Source organism: Haladaptatus sp. W1 (assembly GCF_001723155.1).
In the GTDB taxonomy this organism is placed as follows: domain Archaea; phylum Halobacteriota; class Halobacteria; order Halobacteriales; family Haladaptataceae; genus Haladaptatus; species Haladaptatus paucihalophilus.
The window spans coordinates 1-13,273 of record NZ_MEIH01000079.1 but is presented as its reverse complement, the minus strand read 5'-3'; the positions used below and the strand labels follow the sequence as shown (position 1 = coordinate 13,273).

Below are 13,273 nucleotides of genomic sequence, written 5' to 3'. Positions count from 1 at the left end.
ATGGTCGTCTCGGCGACCCCTCTCGACGAGGCACGCGGTTTGCGTCGAGATGTCGGCGAGCGGCCGCGACCCGGCGGATTACTCGTCCTCGAAGTCGAGCGAGACGCTGTTGATGCAGTAGCGCTTTCCGGTCGGTTCCGGGCCGTCGTCGAAGACGTGGCCGAGGTGGCCGCCGCAGTTCGCGCAGACGACTTCGGTTCGGACCATGCCGTGGCTGGTGTCTTGTCGCGTCTCGACGTTCTCCTTCGGCACGTCGTAGAAACTCGGCCAGCCACAGTGGGAATCGTACTTCGTGTCCGAATCGAACAGTTCCGCGCCGCATCCGGCACAGACGTAGGTGCCGTCGTCCGTTCGGTCCAGATGCTCGCCGGTGTGGGGACGTTCCGTTCCCTGCTCGCGGAGGACGTGGTATTCTTCGTCCGTCAGTCGCTCGCGCCACTCCTCGTCGCTCTCCGGGGTGTCGGATGGCCGTTCGCTCATGGTCACACCTAGCGACTGCTGGGGGATAAACTACCTGTACGACGAACCGGTGGGGCCAGCAAATTCATAGCACGGCAGGGGGAATATGGGAAACGGAATGAGTTTGACGACCGAGCAGGGCGTCATCGGACGCCTCGAAGGAGAAGAATGCCACTGGTGTCCCGACGGAGAGTTGGTTCGAGACACCTACAAAGGAAACGAGGCGGTCGTCTGTGACACCTGCGAGACGCCCGCCGCCCAAATCTGGTAGTTCCGCACGCACCGAACGCGATTGCGGACCCCGCTTTTATCACCCATTTATTTCTACGAATGACGGACGGAAACCGCGAATCGGTCCTCACTGAACTTGATTCCGGAGGTCGTCGTACGAACTCGCCTCGGTCACGTGTGCGACGTTTTCGGCCACGATATCCGCCAAGCGGGAGTAGTATTCGGGCGTGTGTCCCGCCATGTGCGGCGTGATGAGGACGTTCTCGAAGGTCCACAGCGGGTGGTCCTCCGGCAGGGGTTCCGGGTCGGTCACGTCCAGCGCCGCCCCGCGGATGTGGTTGCCTCGGAGCGCCGAGACGAGCGCGTCCGTCTCGACCACCTTGCCGCGGGCGATGTTCACCAGCACGGCGTGGGACGGCAGGGTGTCGAACGCCGCGGCGTCGAGTAGCCCGCGCGTGTCGTCCGTCAGCGGGCAGGCCAGCACGAGGTAGTCCGTCCGGACGAGCGCGTCGTGCAGGTCGTCGAAGCCGACCACCTCGTCGGTCGGGCCGCCCTTTTCGGGCGAGTAGCGGACGCCGACCGTCTCGACGCCGAACCCGTCCAACCGCTCCACGATGGCCTGGCCAATTGCGCCCAACCCCACCACTGTCACGGTACTCCCCTGTAGTTCGTGGGCCTGAAAGTGCCGCCACTCGCGGCGCGACTGCTGTCGCCCGGCGCGGAGGAACTTCCGCGTGAAGGTCAACATCGCGCCGACGACGTGCTCCGCGATGTTCGGACCGTGGACCCCCGAGGCGTTCGTCACCGCGACACCCCGTGATTCGAGGGCGTCGAGCGGCAGGTGTCCCGTTCCGGCGTAGGCACACGCGAACAGTTCCATGTTTTCGGCGTGGGCGAGCAGGGACTCGTCGATGGTCATCCCGGTCACGATTTCGGCGTCGGCGATGTACTCGCGCTCCTCGTCGGGAGTCGTCGCGTGCAGGATTTCGTGATTCGGCAGGCGCTCGCGGAGTTCGTCGGCGTAGTCCGATACCGGCATGCCGTGGGTGCCCCGGCGGAGGACGAGCACCGTCGGGGAGTCGTTCGTCCGCGCGTCGTTCGAATCGGTCGCCGAGTCGGTAGTGGGGGACGAGTCGGTCGCGTGGTCGGTCATACGCCCGGGTTCTCGTCGGAGGGAAATAGAGGTGGTCGTTCAGGCAGTCCGTGGGGTCCTCCCACGACCGCGACGACAGCGCCCCGTCAGAGGCCGAAGTAGACTCCATCAGAGGCCGAAGTAGACAGCAATCGTGATCGGCGTGACGACGGCGAGTATCAACTGGAGCAGGATGCCAACGCGGGCGAAGTCGGTGAAGTGGTAGCCGCCCGGTCGGTAGACGAACAGGTTCGTCTGATACCCCACGGGACTCATGAACGCCGCGCTGGCGGCGAACATCACGGCGAGCAGGAAGGCGAGCGGGTTCGTCCCGATTTCGCGGGCGGCGTTGATGGCGACGGGGACCATGAGCGCGACGGTGGCGTTGTTGCTGACGATGTTGGTGAGGACGACCGTCGCCACGTAGAACACGCCGAGAACGGCGACCGTCGGGAGGAACTGGGCAGACGTGGCGACGAGCGCGCCGAGGAGCGCGGCGGTGCCCGTGTTCTCCATGGCGATGCCGAGCGGAATCACGCCCGCGAGGAGAAAGATGACGGTCCAGTCCACGCCCTCGTAGAGTTCGGTCGGCGCGAGGGTACCGGAGAGGACCATCCCCACGACGCCCGCCAAGGCGGCGACCTGAATCTCCAACAGACCGAGCGCCGCCGACCCGACGACGGCCGCGAGGATGGCGATGGCGACGGGAATTTTGTCGTACCGGTAGTCCTCGCGCGGGATTTCCCGGGCGACGATGAGGTCGCGCGTCTCGGCCACGCGTTCCAGTTCGTCGGCGGGGAGTTGCAGCAACAGCAGGTCGCCGACGTTGAATTCGGTCTCGCGGACGCGCGGCAGTCGAACGTCGCCGCGCTGGAGGGCGACGAGCGTCGCGTCGTACCGCTGGAGTATCGTGCTCGTCTCGATGGTCTCGCCGATGAGCGCCGAATCGGTCGGAACGACGACTTCGATGAGGACGCTTTCCGCGTCGTCGCTCCGGGCCGGTTCCTCCGTGACCGCCGGTTCGCGGCCGACCGTGGGGAGCGGGTTCAACGCCTCCTCCTCGATGAGCGAGGTGAGGTCGGGCTGACTCGCCGAGATGAGAAAGTGGTCGTTCGGCTCCACCAACTCGTCCGAAAACGGCGACAGCACGGCGTCCTCGCGGAGCACTTCCTTCACCTCGCCGCCGAATCCCGCTTCGGCCGGAATGTCGGAGATGGGCGTCCCCACGAGCGGCGACGTTTCGGGCGCGACAAGTTCGGCGAGGTACTCCTCGACCTCGTACTCTTCGAGGAGCGTCTCGCGCGGCCTGACGCGCTCGGGAAGCAACCGCGGCGCGACGAAGACGAGGTAGAGCACGCCGGTGACGAGGACGACGATGCCGACGGGGGTGAACTGGAAAATGCCGAGCGAGCGACCCAACAATTGCTGTGCGAGGCCGCTCGCCAGCAGGTTCGTGGACGTGCCGATGAGCGTGAGCGTCCCGCCGAGCATGGCCGCGTAGGAGAGCGGAATCATCAGCTTCGACGGCGACGTGTTGCCTCGGTGGGCGAGGTCGGAGGCGAACGGGACCAGCAACGCGACGACGGGCGTGTCGTTGATGAATCCGGAGACGGACCCCGCGAGACCGACCGTTGCGAAAACCTGTTTGAACTGGCTGTCGCCGACGAGTCCCGCCACGCGATGGCCGAGCAGTTGCACCGCGCCCGTCCGCCGGACGCTCTCGCTGAGGATGAGCATGGCGAGGACCGTGATGGTCGCCTCGTTCGAAAATCCCGAGAGGCCGTCCGTCGGCGACACCTTCGTCCACGGCCCGAGAACCATGAGGAGGACGAGGACGATGAGCGCCGTCACGTCCACGGGGAACAGTTCCGTCACGAACAGGACGAACGCGACGAGGACGATTCCGAGGACGACGAGCATACTGTTCGTTATCGGTGGAATCGGGACACCTGTTTGAAGCGAAATCACCATTCGTACCCCCGTGGTCACGCGTCGCGCTGCTCACGTGCCACCCCACCGTTCATTCAGCGGTAGATGACAAATGGCTACCTCAATAGTTCGAGCGCTCCCGACAAAATCCATCGCGTCGTCGGATTGTCCTTTCCCCCTCCGACCGGCGGCGGGGAAATCGATTGAAGTCCGTGCTCGTCGAACGCATCGGTGACGATGTTCGACTCGATTCTCATTCCGACGGACGGCGGGAAAGCCACGGCGGGGGCCATCGAACACGGCCTTCGAATCGCCGAGAAAACCGGTGCGACGGTCCACGCGCTGTACGTCATCGACACGCCGCAACTGCAGGTGGGAAACGCCGACGAGGGACTGGCCACGCTCGTCGACCTGCTCGAAACGGAAGGGCAACGGGCGACCGCGGCGGTGGCTGAACGGGGGCGCGAGCGCGGCATCGACGTGACGGAAGCGATGACGTCGGGACTCCCGTTCCGGGAAATCCTCGACTACGCGGAGGAGCACGACATCGACGGCATCTCGATCGGGACGGGACACCGAGGCCGCATCGAACGCTACTTCGTGGGGAGCACGGCGCGCAAGGTCAACCGACTCGCCCGCGTTCCCGTGCTGACGGTTCGAAACGGGGACGACGTTCCCACGCCGGAGTACGAGAACGTCCTCTTGGCGGTCGACGGGACGCAAGGGTCCGAGCGCGCCATCGAAGTGTGCGCCGCGCTCGCGGCGGAGTACGACGCCTTCGTGCACGTCGTCTACGTCGTCGATTCGCGCATCGCCCGGTCGGGGTCGCTGGCCGAACTGATGAAAGACGAAGGGAACGGGGCGTGTGCCGATGCCGTCTCGCGGGTTCGGAGCGCGGGCGCGGACGCGAGACGGGAACTCCTCCGCGGACGACCGGCCGAGCAACTCCTCGACTACGCGGAGGAACACGACATCGACCTGCTCTCGATGGGGACCCACGGCCGGACGGGTATCGACCGGTTCGTGATGGGGAGCGTCGCGGAGACGGTGATTCGTCGCTCGGAGACGCCCGTGCTCACCGTGCGGGATTTGGGAGAAGTGTAGCGCTGTCGATTGGTTTTTGTCCTATCACCTCGACCGTTCGATAATGGCCGATTCGGGAGTTCGAATCCTACTCGACAGCTTCGTGCTCGGCGCGTTGCTTCTCTCGTCTCTTGGATTCATCGCGTTCCTCAAGGGCAACCTACTATTCGCGGTGTCGCTCTGGGCCATCGTCGTCTTCGCGGCCGTATTGCACGTCTCCCTCGGCCCCGAGATGCACGAACTCGACGACTCGCCCTCGTCGCCGATGCGAGACGTTAGCGATACGACCCCGACCGTCTCCACCGACGAACCATCCTCAACGTCGATTCGGGACGATAGCGATACGAACTCGACCGTCACTACCGACGACGCCCTTTCGACCCTCCGCCGTCGCTACGCCGACGGCGAGGTCAGCGAAGCCCAGTTCGAACGCGGCGTCGAGCGATTGCTGACCGTCGAGTCCGACAGGGACGAGGCCGTCGTCGCGCTCCGCAATCGGTACGCCCGCGGCGAACTGACCAACGAGCAGTTCGACCGGAAGTTCGAGCGGTTACGGGCGACGAGTACCGTCGAGAACGCCGAGGAATCGGTCGAACGGGGCGAATTCGCGTCCGAAAACGGGTGATCAGCTGACGGGTCGTCGAAATCGAGTGTTCGATGAGCCGTCGAAACCGAAGTCGGACGACCCTCCGAAAATGAGAGTTGGACGACAAGATACTTGGCGGCGTCCTCTGAACTGCCGCCATGGCCGGAATCCATATCGTCGTCCCGTGGTTCCTCGCGATTCCGCTCGCCCTCCTCTGTGCGGCGTGGGTGTACCGAGATGCCAAAGAGCGCCGGATGGACACCGCCGACATGTGGGCCGTCGGGATGTTCATCGGGTTCTTCATCCCGCCGTTCATCGGTGCCATCATCGTCTACGCGGTCTACCTCCGGAAGCGGAACCGGCGGCGCGGCGAACCGTACGCCGTCCCCGGACGGTGACGAACGGGGGTGTGCTACCGCTTCTCTATGCCGGGAAATCCTTATCTCCCGTTGTGGAGACTGTCGATTCGTCATGTCCGATTTCGATTCCGACCACGATATCTACCCGATGCCGCTCTTTCCCCAGTTGACGGTCTCGAACGTCGAGGAATCGACGGCGTGGTACGAGGCGTTGGGCTTCGACGTCATCTACTCGATGCCCGTGATGGCCCACGTCCGCTACCGAAAGTACGCGGACGTCATGCTCGTCGCCGATAGGTCCGAGGGAGACGCGGACGCGGAAACCACCCGGGGGAATGGCGTTGCCATCTATCTTACCGTGGAAGACGAGGCCATCGACGACGTGGCGGAGCGGGCCGAGGAAACGGGTGCGGATGTGGTCGCCCCGCCGCACGAAACCGGGTGGAACACGCGAGAGACGACGGTTCGAGACCCTGACGGCTACGAACTGGTGTTCTCCGAGCGCACCGAAACGGACCGTAGTTTCGAGGACGTCATGGGATCGTCCGACGCGTAAGCGACGGGGTCGGAACCCACACACCTCCGTGTCACCTGAAAGCTTATTCCGACCCGCGAGACACTCCGGTCGTGACGACCGGGAAACACGGGTGCGGTACAATCGCTCTGGGTCGGGACACGCGCCTCTCGAAGCGACTGCTCGTGGTCGCGGTCGGCCTGTTCGTCCTCACGTTCCTCGTCCACACGCCGCCATGGGTTTTCCCCGTGATGTTCACGTTCGGATTCGACCTCCGAATCCTCTTCCTGTTGGCGGCGATTCCCCCGCTTTTAGTCGCCTACTGGAACGACGGAATTCTCGTGAGCATCGCCCTCTCGACGGCCCCGACGCTGGGGTTTTTCGTCTCCATCGCCGCGTTCGACGCGGTGTTTCCGACTCCGACGCTGATGTGGGTGTCGGAACCGGGGTCTTTTGGGGAGTAGCAGTCGGTGTCCCGGCCTATCTCATCGGTGCGTTCGCTCGGCGAACCGTTTCGCCGCGGTGACGTCGAACGACACGCCTTTCCTCCCGCCCGAGAAAACGACGGCTATGGATAGAAAGCGGGAGCTTTCGAGCATCGACCTCGCCGCCATCACGCGGGAGTTGAACTCCTTCGAGGGCGCGAAGGTCGATAAGGCGTATCTCTACGGCGACGACCTGTTGCGCCTCAAGATGCGCGATTTCGACCGCGGTCGGCTCGAACTGCTCGTGGAAGTGGGCGAGGTGAAACGCGCCCACACCGTCGCACCGGAACACGTCCCGCCCGCGCCGGGCAGACCGCCGAACTTCGCCATGATGCTCCGAAACCGCCTCTCGGGGGCTGACTTCGCGGGCGTCGAACAGTTCGAGTTCGACCGCATCCTCCAGTTCCACTTCAAGCGCGAGGACGGCGATACGACCATCGTCGCGGAACTGTTCGGACAGGGCAACGTCGCCGTGCTGGACGAGAACAACGAAGTCATCGACTGTCTGGACACGGTTCGGCTCAAATCCCGAACCGTCGCGCCGGGGTCCCAGTACGAGTTCCCCAGTTCGCGGGTGAATCCGCTCGAAATCGACTACGAGGAGTTCGAGTACCGGATGAACGACTCGGACACCGACGTGGTTCGGACGCTGGCGACGCAACTCAACTTCGGCGGGTTGTACGCAGAGGAGGTCTGTACCCGCGCCGGCGTCGAGAAAGTCACGGACATCGCGGACGCCGACGAGGACGAGTACGAACGGCTGTACGCGGCCATCGAGCGCCTCCGCGAACCGCTCGAAACCGGCGACTTCGACCCGCGGGTCTACTACGAAGACGACGTTCGAGTTGACGTGACGCCGTTCCCGCTCGAGGAGTACGAAGGGTTGGATTCCGAGGCGTTCGACTCGTTCAACGCGGCTGTTGACGACTACTTCACCAACCTCGACGTGTCCGAAAACGAGGACGCGGGCGAACCGCAGAAACCCGACTTCCAAGCGCAAATCGAGAAGCAACAGCGCATCATCGACCAACAGGAGGGTGCCATCGAAGGCTTCGAACGGAAGGCGGACGCCGAGCGAGAGAAGGCGGAACTCCTCTACGCCAACTACGGCTTCGTGGACGAAATCCTCTCGACGGTTCGGAACGCCCGCGCCGAGGACACGCCGTGGGCCGACATCGAAGCCCGGTTCGAAGAGGGCGCGGAGCGCGGCATCGAGGCGGCGGAAGCCGTGCAGGGAATCGACCCGAGCGAAGGGACCGTCACGGTCGAAATCGACGACACGAAAATCACGCTCTTCCCCGACGACGGCGTGGAGAAGAACGCCAATCGCCTCTATCAGGAGGCCAAGCGAATCGAGGAGAAAAAGGAGGGCGCGCTGGCCGCCATCGAGGACACCCGCGAGGAGTTGGAAGAAGTCAAAAAACGCGCCGAGCAGTGGGAAGAAGAACCCGAGGAGGAGCGGACGGAACCCGAGAACATCGACTGGCTGTCGCGGGCGTCGATTCCGGTTCGGAAGCAGGAACAGTGGTACGAGCGGTTCCGCTGGTTCCGCACCTCGGACGGTTTTCTCGTCCTCGGCGGGCGCAACGCCGACGAGAACGAGGAACTCGTCAAGAAGTACATGGACAGAAACGACCTGTTCTTCCACTCACAGGCCCACGGCGGTCCCATCACCATCCTGAAGACCTCCGACCCGAGCGAACCGTCGAAGGACGTGGACGTGCCAGACCAGAGCAAGCAGGAGGCCGCCCAGTTCGCCGTCTCCTACTCGTCGGTGTGGAAGGACGGCCGTTTCGCGGGTGACGCCTACATGGTCACGCCCGACCAAGTGTCGAAGACGCCCGAAAGCGGCGAGTATCTGGAGAAGGGCGGGTTCGCCATCCGCGGCGACCGGACCTACTTCGAGGACACGCCCGTCGGCGTCGCGGTCGGAATTACGGTCGAACCGAACACCCGCGTCATCGGCGGCCCGCCGTCGGCCATCGAGAAGCAGGCCGAGACAGTCATCGAAGTCGAACCGGGCCAGTACGCCCAGAACGACGCCGCGAAGCGACTCTACCGCGAGTTCCGCGAGCGCTTTGCGGACACCTCGTTCGTCCGCAAGGTGGCGAGTCCCGACCTGATTCAGGAGTTCCTGCCGCGGGCGGGAGTCGGATGGTGGACTGAGTTCAGTTTCGTTCGGTGAGCGTTTCCGACCGAATGTCGATGGAATCGGTTCGGATGTCGATGGTCACGGACAGTGCACCGGATTTTGCAGGTTTGCTGTTTTTCAGGCCGTTCCGGGTTTCGGCTGTGATTGGCTGGTTGGAACTGCTGACCGAGGAAATCCGTTTTCGCTCTCCCGCTTCGAGAATGAAGCGCTTCGATATGACTTCCTTACCACCGGAAATAACGATGGAGAGGTCTCGTTTCTCGTCGGTGTGATTGACTGCGTAAACCGGAATTTCGTTCCGTTCTGATTTCGAGGCCGTTCCGTGCGCTTTCGATGCACCGTTCGTTTTCGTCGTACTCCTCGTTTCTCCGTTCGAATCCAAGAGGGCGTTACAACCCGCGAACGTCCCGAGCACTGCCGAACAGCAACAGCGACCGAACCGCCGCCTCGACGCGGACCAATCCATGCGCAAACGGTTGTCGATTCGCTATTGTGGTTTTTTCGACACGCCATCGATGTTAGTCTGTTCTAACATGTTCTCTTTCCCGAGCAAACGGTTAAGCTCGCAGGCGTCGTCTAGAGCACTGTATCGGGCGAATCTGCGGGATTCAACCCGAGGGGGAGACAAATGTTCAACGAAAGTATCCGGTACCTGAAGGACAGTGACGACGCCGCGATGACGATACTCGTCGGCGGCTTACTCATCATCTTCGGGTTCCTCATCATCCCCGCACTCATCGTGCAGGGATACGTGATTCGCGTCCTGCGCCGTGTTTCGGACGGAGACACCGACGCTCCGGAATTCGGCGACTGGACGAAATTAACGGTAGACGGACTCAAGGCGGTCGTCATCACGGTCGTCTACGCGCTCGTACCGGCGGTGTTGGCCGTCGTGTTCGTGGGCGGCGGCGTGGCGCTCGCCGACAACGCGCCCGCGCTGGGCGGCCTCGTGGCCATCCTCGGCGGCGTGCTGACGCTCGTGGCCGGACTCGCGGTGTGGTACGCCCTTCCCGCCGCGCTCGTTCGGTTCGCCGAGAAGAACACCATGGGGTCGGCGTTCGAGTACGAATCGCTCGTGCCCATCCTCCGCGACGGGGAGTACGGAACGGGCTGGTTGCTGGCGCTGGGCGTCCTCGTCGTGGCCGGTGTCATCGCGAGCGCCGTCGGCGCGGTCCCGCTCCTCGGCTGGCTCGCGGCCGTGTTCGTCGGCTTCTACGCGCAAGTGACTGCGGCGTACATCTACGCACGAGGATACGCCGAAGCGGACGAACACCGACTGCAGAAGGGGTCCGAAGTCGAGGACGGGCAACCCGCGGTCTGATTCTCTTTCGTTTCCGTCGGGACGACTCGTAGCGTTAGGGTGCGAATAGCAGGGCACTTACCGCCGGAAAACACACTTCTATTCATGCAGATACACGACCGAACGTCCATCGACGGGACCCGCGAGCGCATCACGCTCGTCCCCGAGAGTCTGGACGACCTCTGGCATCTGACGTATCTCCTCGAACCGGGCGACGACGTGTCGGGTGATACGACCCGGCGCATCCAGCGCGCCGACGACCAGATGCGGGATACGGGCGGCGAGCGCGAGCACATGCACATCACGCTCCGGGTGGAGGACGTGGAGTTCCATCGGTTCGCCAACCGCGTCCGCGTCGGCGGGGTCATCACCGACTGCTCGCGGGAGGACCAGTTGGGCCTCCACCACACCCTCAACGTCGAGGAACGCGAGAAGATAACCATCGAGAAGGAGTGGAAACGCGACCAACTCGACCGACTGGACGATGCGGTCGAAGCGACGGACAATCCGGACGTCGCCATCGCCACCGTCGAGGAGGGCGAAGCCTACATCCACACCGTCGCCCAGTACGGCGCGGACGAGTACACGTCGTTCACCGGAACGACCGGGAAGGGCGAGTACGCTGGTGGCCGAACCGAACTGTTCGACCAGTTGGGGTCGGCGCTCTCGCACCTCGACGTGGACGCCATCATCCTCGCCGGGCCGGGGTTCACGAAACAGGACGCATACGACCACATCGCCGAGGCGTACCCCGACCTGACCGAGAAGATAACGACGGTGGACGTGAGTTCCTCCGGCGACAGGGGCGTCCACGAGGTGCTGAAACGCGGAGCGGTGGACGACGTGCAGGCCGAGACGCGCATCGCCGAGGAGGCGGAACTCATCGACGACCTGATGAAGCGGATCGGGGAGGGAGCGAAGGCCGCCTACGGCATCGAGGAGGTCAAGCAGGCGACCGATTTCGGTGCTGTCGAACAGTTGCTCGTGTTGGACGAACGGCTTCGAAAGGAACGCGGCGCGCTCGGCGAGGACGAGGCGGGCGGCGAGTGGGACATCGACGTGAACGAGATAATCACCGACGTGGAGCGAAAGGGCGGCGACGTGACCGTCTTCTCCCACGAGTTCGCGCCGGGAGAACAGCTATCGAACCTCGGCGGCATCGCCGCGCTGCTGCGCTATCGGCTGAACTGAGTTCGAGCGTCGGACTATATTCCGTCCGTTCGGCAAGAACGCTTACCAGCGGTCCCGCCGAAATTTCGGACGGATGTTTCTGTATCTGGCGGGGAAGTTGGCTATCGTCGCGATGTACTACTTCGTCAGGCTGGTTCCGGTCGTCGGCTTGAAACTCTCGGAGCGGTACGAACAGCAGGTGTTCGGCCCGCTGGTCGAGGACGTTTCGGTCGTCGAGACGACCGCCAAGCGGTCGGGGGAGTCCGTCACCGTCGAACTGACGCTGGACAACGACAGTACCCTCGACGCACACGTCGTCGGCGGGAGCGTCCGCGTGGGGCACTCACGGAACGGAGAGACGGTCTGTTCGTTGGTCTGGACGAAACACTTCGAGACGCCGCCGAAGAACGTCGAAGTCACGAAAATCGAGAGCGGAGAGCGGGGGACGATTCGGCTCGAACACTGCATCGGCGGCGACGAGTTGTGGGTGGACGGAGCGTTGCGACTGCGGCGGGTGTTCACGGTTCGAGGTCGGGAGCTACCGCTCGGTATCGCCAACTTCTCGCTTCCGGAGGTATCGGTTTCGGTCGAAACGGGCGACCCTGCGGAACGAACGACTGCAGACGGGTAGAACGGCGGCCGAAGGCTATATTTCGACCGACAGCAGGTCCTCCGCGAACCCGACGTCGCCGTCGTAGTGCTCCGCGATGGATTTCAACATCGCCTCGTGGTTGCCGTCCGTGTGCGGATAGAGGTGGGTCAGATAGACGCGACCGATGTCGGTCCCCGACAGCGCTTCGCCGAGTTGCGACGGGGTAGGATGGTTCGAAACGTCCACCTCGTCGGGGAACGAGCAGTCGTGGGCGAGCACGTCGCTCCCGTCCGAAAAGTTCGCCAACCCTTCGAACGCCTCGCTGTCACCGCTGAACGTGAACGCGTCCCCGAACCGGTAGGCGAGACAGTCCATCGAGTGGCGCGTCTCGAACCCCTCGACGTCGAAACCGGCGACGGAGAACTCCTCGCCGGGGACGACTTCGCGCACTTGGAGGTCCACCCGACCGTCGAGGTAGTCGTGGACGGAGAGCAGGCCCTCGATGAAGGCCTTGGTCCCGGTCGGACCCACGACTTCGAGTTGTTCTTCGCCCGCGAGCCAGCGGGCTTTCAGGAGGGCCATGAGGTCGGAAACGTGGTCCACGTGGTGGTGGGTGAGGAGGACGGTCGAGACGTTCTCGTAGCCCACGCCCGACTGCTGGAGACGGTGGAGGACGCCGCTGCCACAGTCCACGAGAACGCGACGGCCGTCGTCCTCGACGACGATGCCGGTCTGGAACCGACTGCCGGTCGGCATCGCGCTTCCCGTGCCGAGAAACGTGATTCGCATGTGTAATTCCCCGTGCGGGAGGGTGAAAAAGGTTCAGTCGTGCAGTGTGCTGGCGGTCGTCGTGGCGGTCGCCGCAGGAGGGTTCGGTGGTTCGGGTTCGGTAGTCGGTGGTCGCCGGACGACGGAGCGAGGACGGCCGTCGTCGAACCGCCGGTGTCGGGCAACACCGATTTCGCCCCTCGTCGCGTCGTCCCGGTATGCAGAGCGAGGTTCGAGTCGAACGCGGACCAGACGGACGTCACATCGCCGTCTCGCGGACGACCGCCGCCCCGCCGGAACGCGTCTGGACCGTGCTGACGGATACGACCGCGTGGCCGTCGTGGGGACCGTCCGTCACCGACGTGGAGTGTTCCGACCGCGTGATTCGAGTCGGCTCCACCGGCCGGGTTCGGACGCCGCTCGGCGTCTGGGTTCCCTTCGAAATCACGACCTGCGAGGAGTTCCGATGGACGTGGACTGTAGTGCGCGTTCCGGCGACCGGCCACCGCGTCG

16 protein-coding genes are annotated in these 13,273 nt (G+C 64.0%); 11 read left to right on the top strand and 5 right to left on the bottom strand.

All coding sequences use genetic code 11. The features are described from left to right. Nucleotides 1–78: 78 nt before the first annotated feature. Entirely contained in the window at nt 79–480 is a 402-nt protein-coding gene (gene msrB, locus BG842_RS04390; protein WP_069449835.1) for a peptide-methionine (R)-S-oxide reductase MsrB, read from the bottom strand. 97 nt (nt 481–577) lie between these two features. Between msrB and BG842_RS29560 the strand changes: the two genes are divergently transcribed. Further along, nucleotides 578–730 (top strand): HVO_A0556 family zinc finger protein, encoded by a 153-nt coding sequence (locus BG842_RS29560; RefSeq protein ID WP_175424075.1) that lies wholly within the window; start codon nt 578–580, stop codon nt 728–730. 87 nt (nt 731–817) lie between these two features. On the opposite strand, the gene BG842_RS04385 is transcribed toward BG842_RS29560, so the two are convergent. Next, a complete protein-coding gene (locus BG842_RS04385) occupies nt 818–1,843 on the bottom strand; it encodes a D-2-hydroxyacid dehydrogenase (RefSeq protein ID WP_069449833.1) in 1,026 nt (341 codons plus the stop codon). A 108-nt stretch (nt 1,844–1,951) separates the two neighbouring features. Then, nucleotides 1,952–3,742: an SLC13 family permease gene (locus BG842_RS04380; RefSeq protein WP_069449832.1), complete on the bottom strand. Its 1,791-nt coding sequence runs from the start codon at nt 3,740–3,742 to the stop codon at nt 1,952–1,954. Nucleotides 3,743–3,988: 246 nt separating this feature from the next. Here BG842_RS04380 and BG842_RS04375 point away from each other — a divergent pair, with 246 nt between their 5' ends. The 6 genes from BG842_RS04375 (at nt 3,989) to rqcH (ending at nt 8,963) form a co-directional block, all read left to right on the top strand. Next, nucleotides 3,989–4,855: a universal stress protein gene (locus BG842_RS04375; RefSeq protein ID WP_069449831.1), complete on the top strand. Its 867-nt coding sequence runs from the start codon at nt 3,989–3,991 to the stop codon at nt 4,853–4,855. Nucleotides 4,856–4,898: 43 nt separating this feature from the next. Continuing rightward, nucleotides 4,899–5,459, top strand: a complete 561-nt coding sequence (locus tag BG842_RS04370; protein WP_069449830.1) for an SHOCT domain-containing protein — start codon at nt 4,899–4,901, stop codon at nt 5,457–5,459. A 119-nt stretch (nt 5,460–5,578) separates the two neighbouring features. Continuing rightward, on the top strand, nt 5,579–5,818 hold the full coding sequence (locus tag BG842_RS04365; RefSeq protein ID WP_069449829.1) for a hypothetical protein: 240 nt from the start codon (nt 5,579–5,581) through the stop codon (nt 5,816–5,818). Nucleotides 5,819–5,891: 73 nt separating this feature from the next. Then, nucleotides 5,892–6,335, top strand: a complete 444-nt coding sequence (locus BG842_RS04360; protein WP_069449828.1) for a glyoxalase/bleomycin resistance/extradiol dioxygenase family protein — start codon at nt 5,892–5,894, stop codon at nt 6,333–6,335. A 71-nt stretch (nt 6,336–6,406) separates the two neighbouring features. Continuing rightward, complete coding sequence (locus tag BG842_RS04355; RefSeq protein WP_069449827.1) at nt 6,407–6,757, top strand: hypothetical protein; 351 nt, start codon at nt 6,407–6,409, stop codon at nt 6,755–6,757. A 106-nt stretch (nt 6,758–6,863) separates the two neighbouring features. Then, nucleotides 6,864–8,963: a ribosome rescue protein RqcH gene (rqcH, locus tag BG842_RS04350; protein ID WP_069449826.1), complete on the top strand. Its 2,100-nt coding sequence runs from the start codon at nt 6,864–6,866 to the stop codon at nt 8,961–8,963. On the opposite strand, the gene BG842_RS04345 is transcribed toward rqcH, so the two are convergent. Next, nucleotides 8,947–9,396, bottom strand: a complete 450-nt coding sequence (locus BG842_RS04345) for a hypothetical protein (RefSeq protein WP_254662893.1) — start codon at nt 9,394–9,396, stop codon at nt 8,947–8,949. The genes rqcH and BG842_RS04345 overlap by 17 nt on opposite strands. 162 nt (nt 9,397–9,558) lie before the next feature. Here BG842_RS04345 and BG842_RS04340 point away from each other — a divergent pair, with 162 nt between their 5' ends. The 3 genes from BG842_RS04340 (at nt 9,559) to BG842_RS04330 (ending at nt 12,031) form a co-directional block, all read left to right on the top strand. Next, entirely contained in the window at nt 9,559–10,251 is a 693-nt protein-coding gene (locus BG842_RS04340; protein ID WP_069449824.1) for a DUF4013 domain-containing protein, read from the top strand. Between the two features lie 84 nt (nt 10,252–10,335). Continuing rightward, on the top strand, nt 10,336–11,421 hold the full coding sequence (locus tag BG842_RS04335; protein ID WP_007977691.1) for an mRNA surveillance protein pelota: 1,086 nt from the start codon (nt 10,336–10,338) through the stop codon (nt 11,419–11,421). A gap of 73 nt (nt 11,422–11,494) precedes the next feature. Continuing rightward, complete coding sequence (locus BG842_RS04330) at nt 11,495–12,031, top strand: hypothetical protein (RefSeq protein ID WP_069449823.1); 537 nt, start codon at nt 11,495–11,497, stop codon at nt 12,029–12,031. A 15-nt stretch (nt 12,032–12,046) separates the two neighbouring features. On the opposite strand, the gene BG842_RS04325 is transcribed toward BG842_RS04330, so the two are convergent. Continuing rightward, nucleotides 12,047–12,781 carry an MBL fold metallo-hydrolase gene (locus tag BG842_RS04325; protein ID WP_069449822.1) on the bottom strand — a complete coding sequence of 245 codons (735 nt, stop codon included), beginning with the start codon at nt 12,779–12,781 and terminating at the stop codon, nt 12,047–12,049. Between the two features lie 197 nt (nt 12,782–12,978). On the opposite strand from BG842_RS04325, the gene BG842_RS04320 reads away from it, so the two are divergent. Continuing rightward, on the top strand, nt 12,979–13,273 hold a 295-nt coding region (locus BG842_RS04320), incomplete at its 3' end, for an SRPBCC family protein (RefSeq protein ID WP_069449834.1).

Bases quoted from the DNA above. Each gene is read 5' to 3' on its own strand.
- BG842_RS04375 (WP_069449831.1), top strand. From the start codon at position 3,989: ATGTTCGACTCGATTCTCATTCCGACGGACGGCGGGAAAGCCACGGCG.
- BG842_RS04385 (WP_069449833.1), bottom strand. From the start codon at position 1,843: ATGACCGACCACGCGACCGACTCGTCCCCCACTACCGACTCGGCGACC.
- BG842_RS29560 (WP_175424075.1), top strand. From the start codon at position 578: ATGAGTTTGACGACCGAGCAGGGCGTCATCGGACGCCTCGAAGGAGAA.
- BG842_RS04345 (WP_254662893.1), bottom strand. From the start codon at position 9,396: ATGGATTGGTCCGCGTCGAGGCGGCGGTTCGGTCGCTGTTGCTGTTCG.
- BG842_RS04330 (WP_069449823.1), top strand. From the start codon at position 11,495: ATGTTTCTGTATCTGGCGGGGAAGTTGGCTATCGTCGCGATGTACTAC.
- BG842_RS04360 (WP_069449828.1), top strand. From the start codon at position 5,892: ATGTCCGATTTCGATTCCGACCACGATATCTACCCGATGCCGCTCTTT.
- BG842_RS04325 (WP_069449822.1), bottom strand. From the start codon at position 12,781: ATGCGAATCACGTTTCTCGGCACGGGAAGCGCGATGCCGACCGGCAGT.
- rqcH (WP_069449826.1), top strand. From the start codon at position 6,864: ATGGATAGAAAGCGGGAGCTTTCGAGCATCGACCTCGCCGCCATCACG.
- BG842_RS04365 (WP_069449829.1), top strand. From the start codon at position 5,579: ATGGCCGGAATCCATATCGTCGTCCCGTGGTTCCTCGCGATTCCGCTC.
- msrB (WP_069449835.1), bottom strand. From the start codon at position 480: ATGAGCGAACGGCCATCCGACACCCCGGAGAGCGACGAGGAGTGGCGC.
- BG842_RS04370 (WP_069449830.1), top strand. From the start codon at position 4,899: ATGGCCGATTCGGGAGTTCGAATCCTACTCGACAGCTTCGTGCTCGGC.
- BG842_RS04380 (WP_069449832.1), bottom strand. From the start codon at position 3,742: ATGCTCGTCGTCCTCGGAATCGTCCTCGTCGCGTTCGTCCTGTTCGTG.
- BG842_RS04335 (WP_007977691.1), top strand. From the start codon at position 10,336: ATGCAGATACACGACCGAACGTCCATCGACGGGACCCGCGAGCGCATC.
- BG842_RS04340 (WP_069449824.1), top strand. From the start codon at position 9,559: ATGTTCAACGAAAGTATCCGGTACCTGAAGGACAGTGACGACGCCGCG.